This is a genomic window from Rhizobium sp. 18065 (genome assembly GCF_902706095.1).
Classification (GTDB): domain Bacteria; phylum Pseudomonadota; class Alphaproteobacteria; order Rhizobiales; family Rhizobiaceae; genus Allorhizobium.
The window spans coordinates 1-25,841 of sequence record NZ_CACSJP010000015.1; the positions used below are offsets into that span (position 1 = coordinate 1).

Sequence of the window (25,841 nt, forward strand, 5' to 3'; positions counted from 1 at the left end):
GGGTTGGGGGGCAAGGGGAAGGCTCCGGCTGCTGGGGCGCGTAAGGGTGTTCGTGGTGGGAAGCCGAAGCCGGCGGCGAGGAAGCCCAAGGCCGCCACCAAGGGCGCAGTGAAGCCACGGGCCGCAAAGGTAGAGCCCGCGCCAAAGCAGGTGAAATACGAAAAGCGGTTCGTCGATCTCGCCCGCCGCATGTTCATCGCCAAGGTGCCCGATGACGAGATCGCCGATTTCTTCGGTGTCGATGCCGAGGAAATGGAATGGTGGAAGGAAGAGCACCCGGATTTCGGCGCCGCCTTCCGGCCTGACCCGCGCAACTACGGCGGCCGGCCCACGGTCTGGGATGATCGCAACATCACCGTCGCCGGCACGCTCGCCAGCCTCGGTGCCACCGATCTGGAGATCTCCCAGGCGTTCGAGGTCAGCATTCGGACGATCCACCGGTGGAAGCTTGAGCACCCCGAGTTTCGCGAGGCGCTGGAGCTCGGCAAGGAGGCGGCCGACAAGAAGGTCGAGGAAAGCCTGTTCAAGCGCGCCACGGGCTACAGCTTCGACAGCGAAAAGATCGTCGTGATCGAGGGAGAAGCGCAGCGCGTCGAGATCATCGAGCATGTGCCGCCGGACGTGAAGGCCGGCATGTGGTGGCTGCAAAACCGCCGGCCGGGAACTTGGCGCGACGTGCGCCACATCAAGCACGATGTCGATCCCGACAGCACGCTTGGAAGCTGGCTCAGCAATCTGAACGGCTCTGTTTTCAAGCCAGTTGTAGAGACAGAGGACACCGACACCGCTACGAAGCCGGGCTTCGGCCTGATCATGGACGAGGGCTGACGGCATGTATGAGCATCTGATCGGCATGTCAGAGGCCGAGCTGAAAGAGAACATGAAGTCCGTCCATTGGCGGATCAGGAACCTCTATTACATCCTCGACAAGAACGGCAAGACTGTCCTGTTCAACCCAAATGAGGCACAGGAACACCTGCTGGATAGCATGTGGTACCGGAACATCGTGCCCAAGGCTCGGCAGCGTGGCTTTTCCACCCTGATACAGATCCTCATTCTCGACGCATGCCTGTTCAATGATAACCAGCGCGCGGCCATCATCGCCCAGGACGAAGACACCGCCAGCAAGATCATGCGCAACAAAATCGAGTTTGCGTACAATCGGCTCCCGCCATGGCTGCGTCAGAGCCGCCCCATCGTCATCGACAACGTCACCGAGAAGAGCTTTTCGAACGGCTCGTCGATACAGGTCGCCATATCGGCCCGCGGCGACACGCTGAACTGGCTCCATGTGTCAGAGTTCGGGATCATCTGTTTCGAGCGGCCCATTCAGGCTGAAAAGATCGTGTCCGGCGCGTTCGCCGCTGCCAAGCAGGGCATCATCTTCATTGAGAGCACGGCGAAGGGCAGGGACGGCGCCTATTACAAGATGGTCACAGAGGCCGTCGCCAATGACCAGATGGGCAAGAAGCTGTCCAACATGGAATACCGGCTGCACTTCGCGTCGTGGTGGGATGCCGACGAATACGAGATGGACCCGACCGGCGTCATCATCAGCGCCAAGGACCACAAGTATTTCGACGAGAAGGAGCGGGAGATCGGCCGCGAGATCTCACTGCGCAAGCGCGCCTGGTACGTCTCGACCCGCAAAAACGACTATTACGACAACGAAGAAATCATGTGGCAGGAGTACCCGACCACGGTTGAAGAGGCATTCCAGGTCTCGACCGAGGGCGTCATCCTCGCCAAGCAGATGACCGAGGCGCGCCTGTCGAACCGTGTGACGCGGGTGCCATACCGCGCCAACATCCCGGTCAACACCTTCTGGGATCTTGGTGTCGACGACGACATCGCCATCTGGTTTCACCAGCGCGTCGGCTTCATGGACCACTGGATCGGCTATTTCGAGTTCAGCAATGAGCCGTATTCCTATGCCATGGCCGAATTCCAGCGCCGTGGCTACGTCTTCGGCCACCACTTCCTGCCGCATGACGGAGAGCAGCGCCGACCAGGTGCGCTGATCATCAAGACCCCGAAGGACATGCTGGAAGATCTCGGCCTGCGCAACATCCACATTGTCGATCGCACGCCGGATCTCGCCGCTGTCGGCATCCCGACCCTGCAGGAAGATTTCTCGAACTACATCTTCGACGAGGTCGAATGCGCCGCCGGCCTGCTGCACCTCGACAATTACCGAAAGGGCTGGAATCAGCGCATGGGGATCTGGTCCTACCCGCCGCACAAGAACGGCCACCAGCACGCCGCCGACGCGCTCCGTCAGAAGGCGCAGGCCCGCGAGCTCGTCGAGCGCATCTGTGTCGCAGGTGGTGGCGGTCCAAGGACGCCGAGGCGTCGCAACAGAAGCGGCATGGCCGCGTAATCAGCCACCAAGGAGAAAACCGGTGACACCAGATCTTGACCTGACAAAAAGGCAATGGACAAAAACACGCGGCGGGGTTACCGCTATTGGCACTTGGATACGGCTGGATGGTTCATTCAAGCCGTGCATGGTCTTAATCCCCGCGGGCAGGGAATATGACGAGAGGCTGATACCTTGCGTGGTGACGCAGGATCGTGCCTGGATTTGGTCCGAAGACGTCGGCGATCCCGCGCAATCTGCCCCCATAGCTTTTAGTTTTGCTGAAACACTTGGCCTCTCGGTGCATGAGCCCCGCAACATCATCTTCGTTGCGTCGTTCATTCACGACATGCTCGGCGATCTGCTCCACATCCCCCCGTATCAAAACGACAGCAAAGTCAGCGTGGCCGAGGCCACCCTGATCGATAACGGAACGGGGAAAGTCGTTGGCGAGACGGAGATCATCGAACAGTAAGCCAGCAATGCGGGCGGAGGCGTCGTCATGTTCGATCTGAACGCCGATGACGGCTCCGTCCAAAAGAAGAAGTACAAATCCCCGATTCCAGACACCAAGCTGGCGGTTCGGCCAATGACCGGCAACCGGCTCGACTCGCAGCCGATGCAGAGACTTCACCTCAGGCTGCTCGACACGTGGCAGCGCGAGGCGGATCGACAGGCGCCCAACCGCCGTGATCAAGCCATCGACGAGGATATGTACGACAATATCCAGTACGATCCGGATGATGAGCAAACGTTGCGCGACCGTGGTCAGATGCCACTGGTGTTCAATGTCACCGCCACCACCCTCGATTGGGTCATCGGCTCAGAGAAGCGTTCCCGCACAGATTTCAAGGTTTTGCCGCGCCGCAAACAGGACGGCGAGCCGGCCCGCCGCAAGAGCGAGTTGCTGAAATACCTCTCTGACGTAAACCGAACGCCATTTGAGGTTTCCCGATCGTTCGAAGATGCCGCCAAGATCGGTGTCGGCTGGATGGAAGATGCCTGGCGTGGCGACGACGAAGGCGAGCCGATCTATTCCGGCTATGAAAGTTGGCGGAACATGCTGTGGGACAGCACAGCGATCAAGATGGACCTTGAAGACGGTCGGTTCGTCGGCCGCAACAAGTGGATCGACCTGGACGTCGCGTGCGCCATATTCCGGAAACGCAAGAGCCTGCTACGGCGCTCCGTCGATGAAGGCAACAACCTGATGGCATCTGATGCCTATGGTGACTTCGTCATGGATCAGTTGGAACTGGAGAGCCAGAGCCGCGGAGAAAGTGGCTCTACAAGTGACCGTGTCACCGGCTACCAGCGACAGCGCGTGCGCATCATCGAAATGTGGTTCCGCATGCCGGTCAACGCTCCGCGTCTATCAGGGGGCATGTTCAGCGGCGAGATCTACGACGAGTTCTCCGAGGGCCACATCGAGGCTGTCGACTCTGGTGAAGCGGAAATCATCATCAAGCCAATGATGCGGACCTATGTCGCCCTGATGACCACAGTCGGGCTGCTTTGGGTTTCGGAATCGCCATATCGGCACAACCGCTGGCCGTTCACGCCGATCTGGAACAAGCGCCGCGGACGCGACCTGATGCCATACGGCATCATCCGAAACATCCGCGACATACAGCGTGATATCAACAAGCGCGCATCGAAGGCCCTGCATATCATCTCGACCAGCAAGGTCATCATGGACGCGGGCGCCGTCGAAGATCTCGACGCATTCACCGAGGAAGTGGCGCGGCCAGACGCCGTGATTGTGAAAAACAAAGGCTTCGAGCTCAAGATCGACGCCGATCGCGAGCTCTCGCAGTACCATCTCGAAATGATGAGCCGGAACATCCAGATGCTGCAGCAGGTCGGCGGCGTGACGGATGAAAACCTTGGTCGCAGCACCAACGCCGTGTCAGGCGTTGCCATTCAAGCCCGGCAGGAGCAGGGCGCGTTGGCAACGGCCAAGCTGTTCGACAATCACCGCTTTGCCCAGCAGGTCCGTGGCGAAAAGCTGCTCTCAATCATGGAGCAGTACATGTCGAGCGAAAAGCAGTTCCGTATCACCAATCAGCGAGGCTCCGCCGAATACATCACGATAAATGACGGTCTGCCAGACAATGACATTGTCCGCACCAAGGCCGATTTTGTGATTTCGGAGGAGGATCACCGCGCATCTGTGCGTCAAGCCCAGGTGGCCGAGCTACTCGACCTGTTGGGCAAGCTGGCGCCGCTTGCGCCTCAAGTCGTCATGGTGTCGCTCGACCTTATCGTGGAATCGATGGACATCCCGCAGCGTGACGAGCTGGTGAAGCGTATTCGCCAGGTCACGGGCATGTCCGATCCAGACGCAGAAGAAGAAGATCAGGAAACCCAGGACCGCAAGAAGGCTGCAGAGCAGCAGAACCAGCTCAGCATCCAGCAGGTCATGGCGCAGTTGAAGCTGTTGGTCGCCAACGCGGCCAAGAGCGAGGCCCAGGCCGAAGAGATCCGGTCCAAGATCGCCAAGAACAATATCGAGACGCAGCGCACTGCACTGGACGCCGCCGGCACCGTCGCGGCCATCCCCGCCGTCGCCGACGTGGCGGATCACCTGCTCCACGAATCGGGCTTTGTCTCGCGCACCGAGGCGGAAGAGATGATGCGCGCCGCTGCTGAACAGCAGGCCGCACAAGCAGCACAGATGCAGCAACAGGCACCGCAGGGGCAGCCCCCCGCAGCCAATCAGAACCAGATAGGTCTGGGATAGAAGGAAGGACCACGATGGACCCGAAATTGACGGAAGATCAGCTCGCCCTGCTCACGGAAGAAGAGCGCGCAGGTTTGCTCGAAGACGAAGAAGACGACGATGGCGGTGACGATGGCGACGACACCGGTGGTGACGATGCCGGCGCCGCCGCCAGTGCGTCCGATGATACCGAAGGCGACGAGAAGGATGGCGATGCCGGCGACGATGACGCTGGCGCCGCCAAGGCGGACCAGCAGCAACAGGCTGCTCCTTCTCCCGCTGCGTCGGCAGCAGCAGATGACGTTGCTGCCGACGCGGACGAACCCGTAGAGACCACGCCGCGATGGATCTTGCCCGCTGATTTCAAGGACCAGCAGGAGAGCATCAAAAAGGGCCTGGCCGAGCTCGCCACCAAGTTCGACGCCGGTGAGCTGACCGCCGACGAGTTCATGACCGAACGCGGCACGCTCGAGGAGAAATCCACAGAGCTGTTGCGCCGGCAGATCACGGCGGACGTTCAGCGCGAGACAGCGATCGACACATGGAAGGGCGAAGTATCGACCTTCATGGGCGACCATCCGCAGTACAAGAGCCCCGTGCTCCAAGGTCTGTTGGATGCCGAGGTTCGCAAGCTGCAGGCGGAATCGGTCAATCCGCTGAACCCGAAGCTGCTGGCCAAAGCACATGCGAACATCGCGTCGCAGATCGAAGCGGCCTATGGCGTGAAATCGGAAGGCAAGAAGCCCGACGACAATAAGACGCCCGCTAAGCCCGCCGGCAAGCCGCGGCCGGAGATCCCGCCGACCCTGTCATCCATGCCGGCAAGCGATATCAGCGACGCGGACGATGGTGGCGAGTTCGCGCACCTCGATCGTCTGCTCGATCGCGACAGTCAGGCCTATGAAAAGGAGCTCGCCAAGCTCTCGCCAGACGTTCGCGACCGCTATCTGGCGCAGTGACCGCACATGAAGGTCTTGGACGTACAAATAGGCCAGTCTGTTGATCTCCCGGGTATCGGGAAGATCTTGATCAAGAAGAAGTCGGGGAACCGTGTACGCCTCGCCTTCGATATGCCCCAAGAGCAGAAAATCTGCCTGGAGCCAGTCGACGCCAGCCTCGTATTGAGCTTGGCAGCCGAAAGCTGACAGCATGCTCCGCGGCGCACGATGTGCCGCCCCATCCATCCCATCCAGTGTGACGAAAGGGCGAGCCATGGGCAACAACGATGAAATTCAGCACCCCGATCAGGATCAGCAGCAGACAGCCGTCGCCGCCACGATCGAGGACCGAGCCACCGACCCGTCGGGCAAAGAGCTGGTCCGGATCAATGATGCCTGGTTCCCGGCCGATGTGGTGGAGCCGGCGTAATGGGCACCGTCGTCGAATTGCCGAAGCCCGCACGTTTGGTCTGGCTCTGCGCCGAGTGTCAGTGTGCAACATTTTACTTATATAATGACAATACCTGCGAATGCGCGGGATGTGGGTTCTTGTCGGGCGCCGGAGAGTGGGTGACACCCCTGCAGGACAAGCCCGCAAGGCCCGAAAAGGATGACGGCGCGTCGATCAACGTCATTCAGTTCGACAGCGAAGAATATGCACGGCGGCGCGTCCTGAAAAAGATTACGGACAATCGTGACGATATCCGGCTGGTAGCCGCATGGTTCGGCGAAGGTGGCCTTTCCGTCTGGTGCGATGCCCAGACGCCGGAGCAGCGTGATTGGACCGTGCGCAAGTTGCGCGAGATGGCCGACAGCTACGCGATGACGCCGGACGATCACTACAAGGAGAGCTGATGTCGCACTGAGGCCCCAACAACCAATACGGAGACCGGGAAATGACAGTTTACAGCCCCTACGGGCACATGGTTCGATCCATTCACTATCTCCTCCGCTCAGCCTTCATGCTGGCCTATCTCGCCTTCGATTTCATCAAGACGTCAATGGCGTGGGTCAGCAACCGGTTGCCGCCGATCGAGTTCAGTCCGGTGGCCTTCAAGCTCATTCGCCGACTGTCGGCTGAATACCTTGAGAGTTGGCGCACCGACGGCCATTCGCTGGACCGTCGGCGCAACACGCCGCTGCTGATCTAGCCGCGGCCACTAAGGCAGTGACTATTGGCCCCGCCAGCAATGGCGGGGTTTTTCATGAAAGCATTCGGATGATTGCTGCGACAAGCACGAGCAGCGCTGCAGCGACTTCGAATAGTTCTGGGGTCATTCGTTTCTCCTTTCCTCATACGGAGGGAGACATGCGAATGGTTGTTTTCACGAATCGGCCACTTTCAATAAAGCTGGCGCCCATCTATAAAACTGCATGACCCGCGCAAGACGTGCGGCTCCCACTCAAGGAGCCCGCACGCATGCCCATCGTCATTGGCCTCGGTAACGACACCTGGAATGATCCGCTCAACATCTATGGCGGATCCGCACCGGCCCCGACGAGCGCACCGGCAGCACCACCACCACGCAAGATAGACATGCCCGATACCGATCGGCGCGACCTGGTCAACACCATGATCGCCGAGGCCGCCGCCGAAGGTGAAACCGGCATGGCCGCAGTCGCCAACGTGATCAAGAACCGCGCCGATCGACGCGGGAAATCGCCGGCCGACATCGTGCGAGAGCCAGCTCAGTTCACCGGATATTCTGCGCCCGGGCCCGCCGCCGTGAAGGCGATGGAAGATCCAGCCCTGCGACAGAAGGCCGAGAGCATTCTCGATTCGGTGCTCGCTGGCGAGCTTCCTGACGTCACCGACGGCGCCGACCATTATCACGCGAAGAGCGTCAATCCCGCGTGGGCTAGCGCCATGCCGCGAACCAAGGAAGTGGGCAACCACCTGTTCTACCGGGCCGAGAGCGGTCCCGACACGAAAAAGCGCATGCCGACGTATGACGAGCTGGCCGGTCAGCCCGGGCTGTCGGGCGAGATCACCGATCCGTTCGATGCAGTGTTGAAGGGGGATGGTTCTGCCACTAAGCCCAAAGGCCGTGGCATGGCCGACCTGCTGCCTGATGATCAGTTCGAGACGGCCGATCCAGCCTCGTTCACGTCTTTGCTGTCCAAGCTGCAGCCGGGCAAGCCAGAAACCTACATCCGCGACATGTCGGATGGGTTGCGAGGTGGCCTCACATCGATGTTCGACGAGGCCCCTGATTTCGTGAAAGCGGGCCTCGATATCTTGTCTGGAGCCCGATCGCCAAAGCGCCAGGCCGAAATCATCGCCGAAAATGCCGGCAAGTACGGTTTCGACCGCGAGGCGTGGGTGCAGGATGTCAACGAGCTCGGACCGGTAGAGGCGGGGAAGAAGTGGCGTCCGCAGTTCCGTGAGCTCGGTTTGACCAAGAACATTGGCATGCCGGGCACATCGAAGCACCAGGAGGGCACTGCAGCTGATTTGGGATGGAAGGGCGGCAAGTTCGCCAATGCTCCCAAGGAGGTCCGCGAATGGGTGCATGAGAATGCCACTCGCTATGACCTGACGTTCCCGATGGGCCATGAGCCTTGGCATATCGAGACAGCCAGTGCGCGATCTGGTGGATCGGCTGAGGCAGTCGCCAGCGCGCCAACCGCCCCGAAACAGCTTGGCGAGACGATCGTCATCGACGAGGGTTTCACATCGAGCGATCCCATGGGCTTGATGGCCAGTGGAAATCCATTCGAAGCTGTCGCTGGTGAGCGCAAGGCAGCCGTTGAGGCGGAACAAACGCAGGTCGCAGACCAGTTCGAGCAAAACCGCAACATCGCCCTTACCGAGCGCGCGAACAATGAGACGGCCCAGCGCCGGGCGCAGCTCGAGGCGGAAAGCCCGGGCCGCTACATCGAGGTCGATGAAGCCGAGTTGCCGCAGTGGCAGCAGCAGTGGGAAGAGGCTAACCGGTCAGGTGGCGTGCTCGGCGACACTGCTCGCATCCTGAAATCCGGCGCGATCGGCGTGGGCCAGTCGCTCACTTCGCTCGCCGATACGATTTTCAACCAGCTCCCGGGCGGCAAGGCCTTTCTGGAAGCGTCGGACGATATCGACCGCTGGACCATGGGCCAGACGCTCGACCAGCGCATGAACACGGCCAAGGCCGGCACCAATGCGTCGGTGACGAAAGAGCAGCAGGAAGCCGACACCAAGAACTGGTGGAACGAGGAAAAGGGCTGGTTCGGCCCGGCATGGCGAGATCCCCGCAGCTATCTCCGTACCGTCGGCGAGAGTGTTCCGGCAACCGTCGTCACCATGGCGCCGGGCGGTATCATGGCCCGTGGCGCGTATCTGCGCACGCTGGCCGCCACAGGTTCCGAGCGCGCTGCTGCCGCCGCAGCGGCCAGAACCGCCACACTCTCCGGCGCATTGCTTGAGGGCACGATGGGCGGTGCCGATTCCGCGCGCAACATCCGTGATCGCATCGGCGCAATGCCCCGCGAAGATCTGGCGCAGGCCGATGCGGTCAAGGCCATGATCCAGGGCGGCATGTCCGAGAATGATGCCATCAACGCAGTGACCGAGGACGCAGCCACGCAAGCCTTCCTCGTTTCAGGCGTTGCAACCGGCATGTTCGGCGGCATGGGTGACCGGGCCTTGGCGAAGATCATCGCCGAGGGCGTGGGCGGCAACGTCGCCAAGCGCATGCTTGCCGGCGCGACACGCGGCTTCATCGGCGAAGGCATCCTTGAAGAAGCGCCGCAGGGTGCGGCGCAGACCATGGCTGAAAACTCGGCCATGCAGGCGGTGAACCCAGATCAGAACCTTACCGAAGGCGTGGGGGAGGCGGTCGCGTCGGGTATTGCTGGCGGCGGTACCATGGGTGTCGGTATGGGTGCCGTGGGCGGTGCAGCAAGCCGCCAGCGTGCAGAGCAGCCGGCCCAGACACCAGCGGCACCGGTCGCGCAACCACGCGGTCCGATCGGTCGCTCCGTGCAACACGCCGAAACCAAGATCATGGAACGCAACGCGGGCGCGGTTCATAATAATGGAACTGCCGCACCCGCGCCGGCCCCGCAGCAGTCTGCCGCTGCACCTGCAGCCGGTCTGCCAGAAGTCGGCGCCACAGTGCGCATTGACGCTGACGGCATCGAGCCGTTCATGGGCCGCATCGACGGGTATGAGGGTGACGAGGCCATCGTCATCGACGGCGGTTCCGGCGAGGTCTACCAGATCCCGATCGGCAACCTGACCCAGATTGCCAAATCGCCGGAGCAGATCCAGCGCGAGACGCCGCCGGACACTGGCCCGCGCCCGATCGACGACAGCATCCCGGAGTTTTCAGCAGATCCCGCACTTGAGCCGCTGGCGCCGATCGGCGGCCAGGTCACGACTGAGGGCCTGCCTCCCCGCAAGGAGCAGAAGCCAGGCACCGAGCGTTTTCCCAGCGCGCCACAGCCAGGCGAGCGTGTCATTGTAGACGATGAGAATGGCGGCCGGTTCTCGGCCAAGGTGAAGAGCTACGAAAACGACCGCACCGAAGCTGTCGTGGTCAACGCTGCAGGCGACGAGCTGCAGGTGCCGCTCGATCGGCTCTTCGTTTCGAAGCTGTCGCCGGATCAGGTCGAAGCCCAGGAATTGAAGCGCAATCCGCCGGTAGAGCGTGAAATCGGCGACGCTGGTCCAAACTCTCGGAAAGTGTTCGGCAATACCGTCGTTATGCCAGACGACAAGCATGCCCGCCTGTTCGATCTCGGCAAGGCGCGCTTCATATCGAAACGCAGCGGCGAATCCCAACTCGACCTCCGAGGCGTGAACGTTCCGGAACATCTCGCATTGGCCGCTGAGTTCGCGGTTTCGCCGCAGGACATTGAAAACCTTGCCGACGACTACCGGTACCGCGTCGAGCGCGCTGGCAAGTCTGCGAAGTCGAAACTGCCCCAGACCATGGCACCGGTGAACGGCATGCTGTTGGCGAGCCGCCAGAACAAGCAGGCAAAGCTTACGGGCAAGGATGATGGCGCGGCTCAGAAACCCGCCACATGGTGGGATGCAGAGCTCACTGCGCAGGATCGCAAGCGTATTCTCGCCGAGGCCGGGGTGAAGCGCAGCGAGAACATGCGTTGGGGCAGCCTGACGCCCGCAATCCAGAACAAGCTGGACACCTATCGGCCGGCGGCGGTCACAGACGATTCGAAGGAAGCGAATTCCGTCGAATCGGTGCCGGATAAAGGCACGTCCTCTGTCCCAGGACAAAGGACAAGTGACGATGCCGCTGCGCCGCCAACGATCGAGAGCTTTCTGAAAGATGCGGCTGAGTGGTTGGAGGAGAACGGGGCACGCGGAGAACCGACCCTGTCTGAGTTCCTCGAGCGAGCTCAACGCGCCTCAGAGCAGGAAAAAGAATCCGACCCTGACGATTGGACGTCAGAGGAGAAGAGAGCCTACAACAGCGGCGATTGGGAGAAATTCTCTCGTCTACGCGGCTATTCCGATGCCGAAATTGAAAACTTCAGACGCTATCTTGAGCTGGCAAACGGCCTGATCGAAAAGTATGGGACTGATTTTACTGCGGGCTTAGAGTTCGATTGGGAAGAGGCCAGAAATGATGCTGATCCCGCAACCGACGTCGCTGCGAACGAGGCCGCCACTTCTCCCGAGAATTCTTTGCCCGAACCTACCAAGGCGCAGAAAGAAGCGGGAAACTATCGACTTGGCCACATCAAGCTTGGCGGCCTAGATATTTCGATTGAGAACCCTGCAGGCTCCGATCGAAAGGGTACCGATTCGAACGGCAAACCGTGGTCAGTCAGGCTCAAGAGCCATTACGGCTATATTCGCGGTACAGTCGGTCGCGACAAGGATCATATCGACGTCTTCGTGAAGCCCGGTACCGAGCAGCTCGAAGGCACGTCACCTGTGTTCGTCGTGGATCAGCATACGAAGGCGAGAAGGTTTGACGAGCACAAGGTGATGCTCGGCTACGCGACCAGACAGGAAGCTGAAAAGGCCTATCTCGAAAACTACACCGACGGCTGGGAACTGGGGCCAGTCGGCGCAACCACGCTCGGCATGTTCAAGCAGTGGCTCAAGAACGGCGACACGTCGGCTCCGACAAGCGCACTCGACAATCAGCACCTGTTCGACCACTCCGGCCGCGTTGGACGCCGTGGAAAGGCGAGATCGGGTGAAACCGAGACAGTCGCCGATGACGTCAGCCACATCCACAGGACGATGGCAGATCGCATGTCGCCAACCGAATTTGCGCGCCGTGTCGCTGCCAGCAGGAGCGGTCAAGAATCGGCTGTGATCGAGCCGGGCGGTAAGCTTCTGGTGTTGAAGGCCACAAGCAATCCATTTGGTGATCACGCTGAGTTCTTTGAGAGACTGACCGAGGCGGGCGTGGATACCACCGTGGACACGGGATATGTGCGGATCACGAGCTCGGGTAACCAGATTGGCGCGTCCAACAACGGTCCCTTGTCCGATACAGCCGCGGCTACGCTAAAAGCTCTAAAGACCGCTACTGCGCGTGAAGGCCTGACTTTCATGGGCGAGAGCGCCGAGCCGGTTGCAGCAGCAGAAACCTCAGAGCCAGAGGCCCCTGCGAAGCGCGGCGTCACATCGGACCAGGTGCGCGAGGTATTCCGATCGAAGGAATTCAAGAAGGCCTACACTGACATTGCCGCGACCCAGATGGGGACGCCCCACCCCGAAAGCCCTGTCGCATATGAAATGGCGCAAGGCTGGCTCGACCAGAAGGCAGGTCGCCCGCCGGTGGAGCAGGAGGCCGTCGCATTCACGGCCAACGGCAGCGACCCAATCGAGCCATACTACATGGGCTATCGCGCTGCCCGTGACGGCAAAGCGACCGTTATCCGCGCATCTGGTGCCGCCGAAGCATATCGCGATCTTACTGCGCCGGCCGATACCAAGGCTGCCGCCGGTCCCGCCGTTTCAGCGAACAAGATATTTACTGCCGATGCCGCCGACGCGGCTCGAGCGTTGTTGCGGAAGAAACTCAGCCAGCTCAACAGCGGTATCGATCCCGAAATCATGCAGGCTGGTATCACTCTGGCCGGCTATCACATCGAGCGCGGAGCACGCACGTTTGCCGCCTATGCCTCGGCCATGCTGGAAGATCTCGGCGAAAGCGCGCGCCCGTATCTGAAATCGTGGTATATGGGTGTGAAGTACGATCCGCGCGCCGTTGCCTTCGATGGTATGTCCGGTGCCGCCGAGGTCGATGCTGTCGACGTCAACGCCATCGCCCAGGAGGGTGACAATGAACCTGCAGAACTGGAAGGAAATGGCCAGGACGCACTGGAAGGAATTCCAGCCGGAGCGGTACCGCGATCTGAAAGCCGCAGGGAAGCTGGATCAGGCGCTAGATCAAGCCGTCGAACAGACGATGCTGGAGATCGACCAGCTCGAACAGAGCGGAATGAGCCCCGAGGACGCGTGGCAGATGACGCGCGAGACGTACCTGCTGCCGCCCGAGACGGCGACGACGCAGCCCCAGCGGTCGATGACAGCGGACGCAATGGCAGCCGTGCGCAGCGGTCAGCGAACGATGCCAGCCGCGTAAAGCCGGCCAAACGCTCGATCGATGAATTGGCGGAGGTGCGGTCCGCCGCTGTGCCAGCGCAGCAGATGCCGATCGATTTCACGATCAGCGCTGATGATGCGATCGGGCAGGGTGGAGCCAAGGCCAAGTTCAATGGCAACGTTGCGGCAATCAAAATCCTTCGCCAGCTTGAAGCCGAAAACCGTCCGGCGACCCGCGACGAGCAGACAGCGCTCGCAAAGTGGGTTGGATGGGGCGGTTTGCGCGATGCATTCTTCCGTGAGCGTGGCGAGGTCGCCAAGGGCTGGGAAAAGCAGGCCGCAGAGCTCAAGGCTCTCCTGACGCCCGAGGAATACTCGGCAGCGGAATCGTCCACCCGCAATGCGCACTACACGTCGCCCGAAATAGTGTCCGCGATTTGGGACATTGCCACCCAGCTTGGGTTCAAGGGCGGCCAGGTGTTGGAACCGTCCGTCGGCGCCGGCAACTTCCTTGGCCTGATGCCGGGCGCTTTGCGCAGTGCGGCGCAGGTCACCGGCGTGGAGCTGGATCACATCACCGGCGGCATTGCCAAGAACCTCTACCCGACGGCCAATATTCAGGCCCCGGTCGGGTTCGAGAAGTTCGCTACGCCAGACGGGTATTTCGATCTCGCGATCGGCAATCCACCATTCGGCAGCGAACGGCTCTACGACAAGGATCGTCGCCACCTCAACAAACTGTCGATCCATAACTTCTTCTTCGCCAAGTCGATCGAGGCGCTGCGCCCGGGCGGCGTGTTGGCTATGGTGGTCACCAACCGGTTCCTCGACACCGGAAATTCGGCAGCACGTGAGCTGATCGCCAAGCAGGCCGATTTGATCGGCGCTATCCGGTTGCCAAACAATGCGTTCCTCAAGAACGCCGGTACCGAGGTCACCACCGATATCGTCATCTTGCGCAAGCGGATGGAGGGGGAGGCCCCAGCAGCAACGTCGTGGACGCAGGTCGAGAACTATCGCGGCAAAGACGGCAAGATGGTGCCGCTGAACCGGTATTTCATCGACAAGCCCGACATGATGCTTGGCGATTTCGGCGCCTTCGGCACGATGTACGGCCCTGATGAACCTGCGCTCGTCGCGCCGGCCGGTCAGGATCTGGCAAAAGAGCTGTCAAAGGCGATGGGCAAGCTGCCGAGCAACGTCATGGTTGCGCCTGGTGCCGTCGTCGAACAGGTCGAGCAGGTTGCCGATGGTGTGGAAAACGTCATCGTCGGTTCGCTCTTCATGGCCGACGGCAAGGTGCAGCAGCGCATGCCGGACAGTTTGGGCCGTGCCACGGCGAAAGCGATCGAGTTCCCGAACACGACGGCCATGGAGCGCGTCACCGGCATGATCCGGATCCGGGATGCGTTCGCGCGTCTGCGTCGGGCCCAGATCGACGAGAACTCGACGGACGAGCGGATTGCGAACCTGCGGACGCTGCTGAACAAGGTCTATGACGGCTTCACCAAGAAGCATGGTCCGATCAACAGCGATGCGAACAAGCGCCTGTTCCGCGATGATCCGACATGGCCGCAGATCTCGGCGCTAGAAAATGGCTTTGACCGTGGGATTTCGCCCGCAACGGCAAAGTCCACAGGTGAGAAGGCACGCCCGGCAACGGCGCAGAAAGCGGCCATTTTCACCAAGCGCACACAACAGCCATTCCGCCAGCCAACGTCTGCCAGTTCGGCGAAAGACGCCCTCGCTCAGACGCTCAACAGTGTCGGCCGCGTGGATCTCGCCGCCATGTCCCGCCTGTATGACCGGTCTGAGGACGATATCGTGTCGGAGCTCGGCCCGCTGGTCTATCGCCTGCCGGACGGCAGTTATGACACCGCCGAGGCTTACCTGTCTGGCAACGTGAAGCAGAAACTGGCCGAAGCCGAGCGTGCGGCCGAGACTGACAGCCTGTTCCGCCGCAATGTCGCGGCACTTCGGGATGTCATCCCGGCCGACATTGAGCCGGTCGACATCGACGTGAAGCCCGGCGCGCCGTGGGTACCGGGCAAGCACATCGAGGACTTCATCCACCACATCACCGACGGGCGAGGGGCAAAGGCCTTCTTCTCCCGTGCAAACGGTAAATGGTCACTTGAGATCCCGCGCGCGTCCGCATCGGCCGATGCCATGTGGGCCACTGGCAAGGCCAGCGTCGCCCAGGTGCTCAACGCCGTGCTGAATGGTCAGGCCGTGCAGGTCTACACCAAGAATGCCGAAGGCAACCCCGTGCTTGACCAGGCGGCAACCGATGCCGCCAACGAGAAGGGCGAGCGCGTCAAGACCGAGTGGATGCGCTGGCTCTGGGACAACGACGGTCGCCGCGAAGAGCTGTCCCGGCTCTACAACGACACGTTCAACACCGAGGTGAACCGTGTCTATGACGGCTCGCACCTCACGCTGCCGGGCAAAGTGTCCGATGACATCGTCGAGCTTCGCCCGCACCAGAAATCGTATGTGTGGCGCTCGCTGCAGAGCTCTGTCGCGCTGGCCGACCATACCGTCGGCGCGGGTAAAACCTTCGCCCTGATCGCGTCGGCGATGGAAAAGCGCCGGCTTGGCCAGGCACGTAAGCCCATGTTCGCCGTTCCCAACCACCTTGTCGGACAGTGGGCCGCCGATTTCGTCAAGCTGTATCCCGGCGCCAAGGTGCTCGCCACGACGAAACGTGATTTCGAAAAGGAAAACCGGAAACGGCTCTTTGCTCGCGTCGCCACCGGCGATTGGGACGCCGTCATCGTGGCTCACTCGTCGTTCGGTAAGATCGGCATGTCTCCCGAGCTCGAGGCGAAGTTCATCCAGCAACAGATGACAGATCTCGAAAGCTCGATCGAGGAACTGCGCCGCGAGACCGGTGCGAAGTCGCGCAACGTGGCCCAGCTCACGAAATGGCGCGACAACCTCAAATCCAAGATGGAACGGCTACTGGATGCCGGCAAGAAGGATGTGGGCCTCACATTCGACGAGCTCGGCGTCGATGCGCTCTACATCGACGAGTTTCACGAATTCAAGAACCTGCCGTTTGCGACAGGTATGCAGCGTGTCGCGGGTCTGGGTAACCCCATGGGGAGCCAGAAGGCCACCGACATGTATATGAAGCTGCAGCACATCCTTGAGAAGACTGGCGGCAACATTGCCCCGGCTACAGGCACACCGCTTTCCAACACCATGGCGGAAATGTTCACCCTGCAGCGTTACCTCGACGGCAAAGAGCTGCAGCGCATGGGGATCTCGCATTTCGATGCATGGGCCCGTGTCTTCGGTGACGTGGTGACCGATTGGGAACTGAGCCCGAGCGGTCAGTACAAGCTGAACAGCCGGTTCGCCCGGTTCGTGAACATGCCCGAGCTGATGGCCCGGTACCGCAGTTTCGCCGACGTCGTGTCGAACGATGACATCAAGGCCCAGCTCGCCGCCCAGGGCAAGACGCTGCCGTTGCCAAAGGTGAAGGGCGGCAAGCCAACCAACGTCGTCGTTGAGCGTTCCCCGGATCAGGCAACCTATATCGGCGAAGGCCGGATGGCAGACGACGGCAATCTGCGTTTTCCGGAAGGATCGCTGGTCTACCGCGCTGAGAACCTGCCCAAGAAGGCCGAAAAGGGCGCGGACAACATGCTGAAAGTCATGTCGGACGCGCGCAAGGCGGCGCTCGACATGCGCCTGATCGACCCGGGCTATGGCGACTATGCAGGATCGAAGGTCAACCGTGCTGCCGGCGAGATGAAGCGGATCTACGACAAGTGGACCGCCAAGCGCGGCATCCAGCTCGTGTTCATCGACTTGTCGACGCCGAAGAAGGCGCAGGCCAAGGAACAGGCAGAGCTTGCCGAGCTGGTGCGCAAGGCGGATGAGGGCGATGAAACCGCGCAGGAAAAGCTTGATGCCATGAGCCCCGACGCCTTCCTTGCCCTGCAGTCGAAGTTCTCGGTCTATGACGATCTGCGCCAGAAGCTGATCAATCTCGGCGTCCCGGCGGCCGAAATCGCGTTCATCCATGACGCCAACACCGAGTTGCAAAAAGAGGAACTGTTCGGGAAGGTCCGATCGGGCCGCGTCAGGTTCCTGTTCGGTTCCACGCCAAAGATGGGTGCCGGCACCAATGTGCAGAACCGGCTGGTGGCATTGCATCATCTGGACGCGCCGTGGCGCCCGTCCGACCTTGAACAGCGTGATGGTCGCGGTATCCGCCAGGGCAATGAGCTCTATTCCGAAGATCCGTCCGGCTTCGAAATCGAGATCATGCGTTACGCCACTAAGAACACGCTCGATGCGCGGCAGTGGCAGGGCATCGAGGCCAAGGCCAATTTCATCCAGCAGGTCCGCAAGGGTGACGTCAAAACCCGCCAGATAGAGGATATCGCCGGTGAAGCGGCCAATGCTGCCGAGATGAAGGCCGCCGCATCTGGCAATCCGCTGATCCTGGAAGAGATGGAAACCCGCCGGAAACTGCGCAGCATGGAGGCGCAGGAGAAGGAACACGAGCGGGAGCAGCATCGCATCAAGGGCAAGATCCGTGGTGTCGAAGAGGAACTACAGGCAATCGCAGATCGCGAGGCCGCCGTCGCCAAGGATGCGGCCACGGCGGCGGAAATGGCGGACAAGCCGTTCGAGGCAGTCGTGCGCGGTGCGAAGATCGAGAAGCCGAAGGAGTTCGGTGCAGCACTGCTGGACGCCATGCGCCAGTCGATAGTGGACGGAATCGAGCGGTCCGATGTGGGCTCGTTCGGTGCAATGAAGCTCTCGATCGAGCATCTGTACGGCGATATGTTCAGTGTCGCGATCAAGGGTGTGCGATCGTACAACGTGACGGTCGACGTCGGCACCCAAGAGGCCACCGGCCTTGCCATGCAGATCAGCAACACCGTGAAGCGGCTCCCCGGCATGCCGGCAATGGACGCCGAGCGCGCGGCGGAATTGACGAAGCAGCGCCCAGCCCTTGAAAAACAGATCGGCCCATGGGGTCTGAGCCAGGAGCTGACCGACACCGCGGCGAAGCACCGCCGGTTGATCGATGAATTGAAGCCAAAGGCGAAAGCTAAACAGGTAAATGACGCCGCGACCGTTGCCAGCACGCCGGAGGTGATGCAACCCAATAGCGACAAGCGGCCTGATCCATCCGTCATGGCGACAGGGGTCACCCGCACGCTACCAATTCCGGCGCGGAAAGCCGGAGAAACCCTGGCTGAGTGGGGGGCTAATGCTGTCCTGTCGCATGGTCGCAGTACGGGGAATGAGGCTGTCATCGCTATTGACGATGACGGCAGCGTCATAGAATTCGCGACTGGCGATGCGAAAACGAACGTGACCCTCAGCAGGACGCTGGCATCAGCCATGATGAACCCCGACCGGCGCCTGGTGGTTTATCACAATCATCCGCGCAACACGCCCGTGAGTGCCCCCGACATGGTGCAACTGGTAATGCCGGGCATTTATTCGATATGGGCGATCGGCCACGGTGGCAAAAACACCCGCGCCCGATTGTCGGACAATGGTCGCGCGGCACTGATCATAGACGGAATGACCATTCCGCAGATCAATGACGCTGCTTTGCGGCTGACCGCTGGCATCAGAGCCGCGGAGAACGGCGTGCGGGCTTTCCTGCAGGACCAAGTCAACAAGTCCTTGTTGTCGACAGACGAGGCGCGCAATGCGCATGACCATGTAGCCCCGCTGATTGTCGAAAGGGCGGGCATCATTGATTACTCAAACAATCAGCCATATGATGTTTCAACCGTGCCGGGCTTGGAGCGCATTATCGAAAATGCGGCACAAAAGCTCGCGAGGACCATTCTAAATGAGCCAAGATCAACGACGTCTCCTAATGCCGGGGTTCGTAGACCCCCCATCGCCCTTCGACACGCTGCAGAGCTGGAAGGAGTGGCTGGCGGACGTGAGCAAGTGGCCACCGAGCAATCCGGACCGGGCAGCCTATCTGAAGGAAGCACGCGAGATTATTCGCCAAAAGAACGCCGTCGCGTCTCTGAGCAGCGTGTAGTCCAGGAACTGAACGGCAAGCTGGTCGATATCCAGCCCGCCCTTCTTAAAGCCATTCCTCTCAACTACTTCACCGAGCTCGCGCGGCCGAACATGACTGCCGTAGGTGACTATCTGCGCGTCAAGCGCCTGATGGATGCCTTCCGAGGCCGGAAGCACGCCGCGGCCGACGATGTTGCCGGCGACTGGCTGAAATACGCCCGCCTCGGCCTGCTGGGGAAGGACAAGACCAAGGCCCGCGAACTCTCGGACCTGATGCACGACACGACGCTGGCCGGTATCGATCCGAGCCAGACGGACGAGGAAACAACGGCGAAAGCCGGATACTCCATCCTTCGCAAACGATATCTCGCCATGGCGCCCGCCGGCCGCAGGCTTTACGGTCGCGTGCGCAACGCCTATGCCGCGCAGCAGATAGAACTCGACGACATCCTGCTCGACAATGTCCGCAAGGCCCAGCAGATCGCCCTCGATCGCGCGGAAGCACGGTACAAGAAAACGCTGCAGCAGATCCGCGATGCCAAACTGTTGCCCCCCGATCGCCGGAAGGCCGAGGAAGATGCGGCGAGTGCGTACAAGGCCGAAAGCACCAAGTCGAATTGGGCCGCCAAGGCGCGCATGACGAAGATGCGCATCGCCTTCGAAAGCAGCCGCGTGGAATCGCCATACTTCCCGCTGGGGCGTTTCGGCCGGTATTTCGTCACGGTCCGCGATCTTGACGGCTCGGTCTTGAGCTTCTCGAAGTTCGAGAAGGCCTCTGACCGCAACCGTTTCGCGACAGAAGCCGCGCGCGACTACCCGACAGCCAAGGTCGAGGTTGGCGTGATGGAGCAGGGCTCAGATCTGCGTCGGGCGATGGATCCGCGCATGGTTGCCGAGATTGAAGAGATCCTTGGAGGATCAGGTGTAGACCCGCAGGTCATGGACATGATCTGGCAGCGATACCTTGAGACGATGCCGGATCTCTCCACCCGAAAGCGCTTCATCCACCGTAAGGGCACGGCAGGCTATGCCGGCGATGCTTTGCGCGTCTTCTCGTCCCACATGTTCCATGCTGCCCACCAGATGGCGAAGCTGAAATATGGGCTCGAGCTGCAGGAGCTCGCCAACAATGCGGTGGAGCAGGCACGCGAGGCCGATGATCAGACCCGGGCTATGACACTCGCCAACGAATTGTCGAAACGTCACGAGTGGGTGATGAACCCGACTGGCAGCAAAGCCGCCCAGGTGATGACCAGTACAGCCTTCATCTGGTTCCTCGCCGCCTCGCCGGCATCTGCCGTGCTCAACATGAGCCAGACCGTAATGATGGGCCTGCCGATCCTCGGCGCTCGCTTTGGCGGCGTCACAAAGGCCGCTGCCGCGCTGGCCAAAGCATCGTCAGACAGTGTGGCGGGCAGGGGCTCGGTGCGCCGGGCCACGCTGACCCCGCTGGAATCGGCCGCAATCGAAATGTTCTATGACAGCGGCCTGATCGATCGGACGCAGAGCCACGATTTGGCCGGTGTGGGCGAAACCGGCGTGGAATACACCCCGCTGCGCGCGCGTGTCATGGCCGTGATCTCGTGGGCATTCCACCGCGCAGAGGTCTGGAACCGTGAAGTGACGGCGCTGGCGGCCTACCGTCTGGCGCGTGACGCTGGTCAGGACCACTTGGCCGCGATCGATACGGCCCATGATCTGACGTGGAAAACCCACTTCGATTATTCGAACTCCGGACGTCCGACCGTTCTGCAGAACGACGTCGCCAAGGTGGCGCTCGTGTTCCGCCAGCACAACATCAACATGCTGTACCGCGTGTTCCGAGACGTGCATCAGAGCGTCAAGGGCGAAACCCCGCAGGCCAGGCGGGAAGCACGGTTCCAGCTCGCAGGCGTTGTCGGCATGATGTCGCTAGCAGCAGGAGTGACGGGAACCATTGGCTTCAACCTGCTGATGTCCGTTGCCGGCATGCTGTTCGGCGACGATGACGATCCGCTGGACTTCACCGAGCGCTTCAAGGCCGACATGGTCGATATCCTCGGCCCAGAGCTAGGAGGCGTGGTGCTGAACGGCGTGCCGGGCCACTATCTCGGCATTGATCTATCGAACCGCATTGGTATGCCGGATCTCTGGTTCCGCTCTCCCACGCGCGAAATGCAGGGGAAGCAGGAGTTTCAGTATTGGCTCAGCCAGACGCTCGGTGCCACTGCCGGCTTGGCCGAACAGATGTTCGTCGGTGCGTCACTGATCAAGGATGGTGACGTTGCCCGCGGCGTCGAAATGATGGCGCCCAAGGCAGTGCGGGATCTGATGAAGGCCTATCGCTATGGCGATGAGGGCCTGACCACGATCGACGGCAACACGATGATCACGCCAGAACGCATCGGCTGGCACGGCATGGTGGCGCAGGCGCTAGGTTTCACGCCGGCCGGCGTTTCCGAGACGTGGGACCGCAACACGGCGCTCAAAAATGCCGAGAAGCGGATCATGGACGATCGCCAGCGCCTGGTGAACAAGTGGGCCATGGCCGCGATGGAAGGCGACAAGGAAGCGATCGAGGACGCCGTCGGCGCGATCGTGAAATTCAACGGCAAGCCGATGCATGCCGGCGTCCCGATCAAGAAGGAAACGCTGCGCCGATCGATCAAGACCCGCGCGGCGAACGAAGCCAAACGAGAAGACGGCACCCTGATCCGCAATCAGATCCTCAGCCAGCGCTTGAGAGAGGCGTTGTCTGATCGGATTTACGACTGATCATTGGTTGTGCCGTGGCGTTGATGGATGGCCGGCTGTCTGCATAGGCGGCCATCCACGCCGCTCGCTGTTCTATCCTTGAGCCTGACTGCATGAACGCGCCGCGCGCATCCGCGTTGCTGTTGGCATGGAACTGCTCTGAGCCATATTTCCGTTCGATCTCACCTAGCTCGCGCAGGAGGAACGCCCGATAGTCAGCCAGAGATTGGGGTGCTTGCTCTAGCATTTCAGCCCGACGGCTGTTGACGGCATGCGCGGGCATGTGGACTGTCGCCAGTGGAACGAGTGCGCCCAGGGCCAAGACTGTTCGACGAGAAACGCTTGCTGGTCTAGTCTCGGTATTATCCATGTACGCCCCACCCACGCCTGAAATATCATATTATAGTTGTATGGCTCTGAGCCATTTTTACAAACTCCCTTAAAACTCGTAGTTGCGTCAAGCTATATTTTATGGCTCATAGCCGTATGGTCGAGAGAACGCCGCAAAACCAAGACAAATACATAGTCCGGTTCCCGGATGGGCTGCGAGCTATTCTCAAGGAAGCCGCGCGTCGCAACAAAAGAACAATCAACGCAGAAATTATAGCGCGGATATTGTTCTCATTTGATCCAAAAAACCTGCCGATAGAGGCGATTGGCCACTTCGTGGGTAGTGACGGGCAGGAAATAACGATGGATGAACTAAAACGGGAAGTGTTCTCGACTATCCCTGCCGAGATGTTGGCAAGGGCCCAACTGTTCGAGAAAATCAAAACTCTGATAGATTGCGAATACCCAAAGCTGCTGCAGCTCAACAAGGAAGAGGGATAGAGTATGCGTATGGTTGCGTTTCTGGTTGCGGCATTGGTCGCTTCTCCCGCTGCCGCTAGTTGTGTTGGCTCCGGCGCATTCAAGACCTGTTACGACGCGCAGAGCGGTAACAATTACACCATCCAGAAGTTCGGGAACACGACGATGATGCAGGGGAGCAATTCCCGCACCGGCGCGACCTGGTCACAAAACAGCATGAGCTCGGCCAGCACGACGTTCAACAACGGCATCGACAAGGACGGCGATCCTTGGTCCTCGACGTGCATCGGCGATTTCTGCAACTGAAAAGCCCGCGATCGAGCCGCGGGCTTTGTAAATCTGCCAACAAATATTCAGAAACCTTTCAGCGCCCCAGGCCGATCACGCGATTGGTGTTGCCCAAAGCGTCGCGCAACGGCTTCGGCCAAAGATCCTCTGAGATCCCGTTCTGCCGCAAGCCGTCGGCAATCCGCTCCGGTTGCTCGCCGTCGGCAATAGCCTGCTCGGCAGACTGGACCATGAAGGAGATCCGTTCCTCGCGCGATTCCGGCTTGGCCGATGCTGCCGGCGCCCGTGGGTTCTCCGCCCGAGGCTGTGGCCTGGCTTCCGGTGGGGCCGGCTGACCCGTTGCGCTATCGACGAGCACCTTGCGCCCGCTGCCGGCCGGGGCCGCCTGTGCGATCGGCCCGCCTGCAAGACCTGGCTGCCCGCCTTGCAACTCAAGCTCCGACGAAATCAACTTCTCCTGCTCTTCGCGAGGCAGATCATCGAATTTCGTGTCGGTACCAAGACCGCCATCCATGCGCTTGCGAAGCGACGCAATGGCATCGGTGCGGGACTTGTTTTCGCCGGTGCCGTAGGCCTTGTCGATCTTCTTCTTTTCCTCGTAGACCTTCAATTCCTTGGCATCCTTGCCAGCCTCGGCCTGCGTTGCGATTTGGCTCTGCCATGCCGCTTCCGGATTGAGATAGGTCGCGATCATCTTTGGCACTTGCGCCAACGGAAGATCCTGCTGGATGTCTTTGCCGTCCGGACCTTTCAGGAAGAGGCGGTATCCCTGCAGCTTGCCATCGGTATCGACGATGGTGTCCTGCTTCTGGATCTCATAGCCGTGGGTGATGTAGCCCTTCTTTTTGCCAGCTTCCATCGCATCGGTCAGCGCGCCGGCGGCGTCGCCGGTCTGGGCCTTGAGCAGGGCGCTCATAGCCAGCTTCGCGCCGGCGCGGGTGTCTTCGCTGTCGCCCCACGCCTGCACCTTGTCGGCCATCTCGACGTTGCCCTGTGCGAGATAGGTGTTTTTCAGCTTGGGCAGGGCGTAGCCGGTCCAGAATGTGTCGAAGTTATTCGGGTTTTCAGTCCCGGCCGCGACGCGGGTATCGAACTCCTTCTTGGCTTGCGTGTTGATCCCGTCGATCTCGCTGCGCTGGGAGACGACACGATCGTATTCCTGATCCTGCCGCTTATGCATGACCTCGGTGCGCTGGCGGTCGATTTTGTTGTCGCGGATCTGCTGCCCACGCTGGTAGCCATCCATAAACCCGCCAAGTCCAATCCCAAGCATTATGCGGCCTCCTTCATCATGGGTTCGCCGGCTTTCTGGGCAGGCTTCTTGCGCTCGCGGGTGGGCAGGGCCAGGCCGATCGCATCGACGAGGCGGTCAACCTTGCTGTCGAGATCCTGGACCGCCTTCATCGTGACGCCGATCGCGTCGCCGACCGGGATGCTTCGGCCGTCGCCCTTGCCTGTCTCGCGCTGGAAATCTTGGGCCATGGTGCCGACATGGCGCCCACCGTCGGCCACGCCTTCGTCGTAGGTCCATTCCGAAACCGGCATGTTCTTGACCGCGTCCAGCGCCTTGCCTTCCTCGATCTCGGAAACATCGTGCTTGACGTTCTCGTCCGACATGATGCCCATCACGCCGCCAAGGAAGCTGCCGATGCCGGCCGCGCCTTGCGCTGCCATGGACTGTTCGGTTTTCCAGCCGTCGAGCTGCAGGCCGTATTGCTGGTTGAGGGTAGAGCCCATACCGGCATAACCCTGCATCGCGCCGGAATAACCCTGGGACACGATCGAGGGAGCCGCCATCGCCTGTGCGTTGCTGGCCTGTGCGCCGCCCAGGGCGGTACCGCTGGCCGATACGCTGCCGGCGGCACCTGCCGCGGCATTGGCCGGCAGACCACGGCCGAGGTTGGCCACATCAGCCTTGAGTGCAAGCCCCTTGTCGCGCACCGCCGTGCGGGCGTTGTTCGCCGCGCTGGCTTCTGCCAGCGTGACGTTCATATCGGTCGTGGCGGTGACACCAGCGGCACGGCCGGAACGTGGATCTATACCCATCGCCGCGTTATTGCGCTCAGTCGCGGCCCGGGCGTTTGCCGCGGCACTCTGCACATCACCACGAGCCTCGGCCGCGGCTTCCGCCTGGCGTTCCGCTGTGCCGTAGTTCGATGCCTCCTGGACGAATTGGTCCTCGACCGGTTTGTAGACGCTTTCATAGCGTTCTCGATCAGAGCGCGCCCAATCTGCCTGATCCGTGGCAAGACCAAGCTGCTGCTTGGTAACCTGCGTCGTGAGTGCATCGAGTTCTGCTTGCCGCTTGTTGGAAACCGCGAATGCGTCCTGCGCGAACGACAGCCACTGCTCACCAGTCTCGGCCTGCTTTAGGGCGGCTTTGCCGATGTTGGCGTCTGGCGCCGGTGCACTGCTGGAGCTTTTCATGTGTGCTGGCCTCTTTGAACAAGGGGCCGCACG

General features: G+C 60.9%; 14 protein-coding genes. 11 read left to right on the forward strand and 3 right to left on the reverse strand.

All coding sequences use genetic code 11. From position 1 onward, the window contains the following. The 9 genes from GVK95_RS23050 to GVK95_RS23090 all read left to right on the forward strand — a co-directional run. Positions 1-828: hypothetical protein (locus GVK95_RS23050; protein ID WP_200844362.1), on the forward strand; the 828-nt coding region annotated here is incomplete at its 5' end. Between the two features lie 4 nt (positions 829-832). Further along, a complete protein-coding gene (locus GVK95_RS23055; RefSeq protein ID WP_159953032.1) occupies positions 833-2,380 on the forward strand; it encodes a hypothetical protein in 1,548 nt (515 codons plus the stop codon). A 22-nt stretch (positions 2,381-2,402) separates the two neighbouring features. Continuing rightward, positions 2,403-2,834: a hypothetical protein gene (locus tag GVK95_RS23060; protein WP_159953033.1), complete on the forward strand. Its 432-nt coding sequence runs from the start codon at positions 2,403-2,405 to the stop codon at positions 2,832-2,834. Between the two features lie 27 nt (positions 2,835-2,861). After that, a complete protein-coding gene (locus GVK95_RS23065; protein WP_159953034.1) occupies positions 2,862-5,102 on the forward strand; it encodes a hypothetical protein in 2,241 nt (746 codons plus the stop codon). 14 nt (positions 5,103-5,116) lie between these two features. Continuing rightward, positions 5,117-6,040, forward strand: a complete 924-nt coding sequence (locus GVK95_RS23070; RefSeq protein ID WP_159953035.1) for a hypothetical protein — start codon at positions 5,117-5,119, stop codon at positions 6,038-6,040. 253 nt (positions 6,041-6,293) lie between these two features. Continuing rightward, entirely contained in the window at positions 6,294-6,449 is a 156-nt protein-coding gene (locus GVK95_RS23075; protein ID WP_159953036.1) for a hypothetical protein, read from the forward strand. A gap of 140 nt (positions 6,450-6,589) precedes the next feature. Further along, positions 6,590-6,874, forward strand: a complete 285-nt coding sequence (locus GVK95_RS23080; RefSeq protein ID WP_159953037.1) for a hypothetical protein — start codon at positions 6,590-6,592, stop codon at positions 6,872-6,874. Between the two features lie 41 nt (positions 6,875-6,915). After that, the gene (locus GVK95_RS23085) at positions 6,916-7,170 is read left to right on the forward strand and encodes a hypothetical protein (protein WP_159953038.1); all 255 of its coding nucleotides are present in this window, start codon (positions 6,916-6,918) and stop codon (positions 7,168-7,170) included. Positions 7,171-7,439: 269 nt separating this feature from the next. Then, the gene (locus tag GVK95_RS23090; RefSeq protein WP_159953039.1) at positions 7,440-22,304 is read left to right on the forward strand and encodes a PLxRFG domain-containing protein; all 14,865 of its coding nucleotides are present in this window, start codon (positions 7,440-7,442) and stop codon (positions 22,302-22,304) included. Here GVK95_RS23090 and GVK95_RS23095 read toward each other — a convergent pair. Then, entirely contained in the window at positions 22,258-22,653 is a 396-nt protein-coding gene (locus tag GVK95_RS23095; protein ID WP_159953040.1) for a hypothetical protein, read from the reverse strand. The two genes, GVK95_RS23090 and GVK95_RS23095, sit on opposite strands and share 47 nt — an antisense overlap. 101 nt (positions 22,654-22,754) lie before the next feature. Here GVK95_RS23095 and GVK95_RS23100 point away from each other — a divergent pair, with 101 nt between their 5' ends. Both GVK95_RS23100 and GVK95_RS23105 read left to right on the forward strand, forming a co-directional pair. After that, positions 22,755-23,114: an Arc family DNA-binding protein gene (locus GVK95_RS23100; RefSeq protein WP_159953041.1), complete on the forward strand. Its 360-nt coding sequence runs from the start codon at positions 22,755-22,757 to the stop codon at positions 23,112-23,114. Between the two features lie 9 nt (positions 23,115-23,123). Then, positions 23,124-23,399, forward strand: coding sequence for a hypothetical protein (locus tag GVK95_RS23105; protein WP_200844363.1), 276 nt, complete (start codon positions 23,124-23,126; stop codon positions 23,397-23,399). A 58-nt stretch (positions 23,400-23,457) separates the two neighbouring features. Here GVK95_RS23105 and GVK95_RS23110 read toward each other — a convergent pair whose 3' ends face one another. Both GVK95_RS23110 and GVK95_RS23115 read right to left on the reverse strand, forming a co-directional pair. Next, positions 23,458-24,654: a hypothetical protein gene (locus tag GVK95_RS23110; protein WP_159953043.1), complete on the reverse strand. Its 1,197-nt coding sequence runs from the start codon at positions 24,652-24,654 to the stop codon at positions 23,458-23,460. Next, positions 24,654-25,808, reverse strand: coding sequence for a tail fiber domain-containing protein (locus tag GVK95_RS23115; RefSeq protein ID WP_159953044.1), 1,155 nt, complete (start codon positions 25,806-25,808; stop codon positions 24,654-24,656). Before GVK95_RS23115 ends, GVK95_RS23110 begins: the two co-directional genes overlap by 1 nt. Between the last annotated feature and the right edge of the window lie 33 nt (positions 25,809-25,841).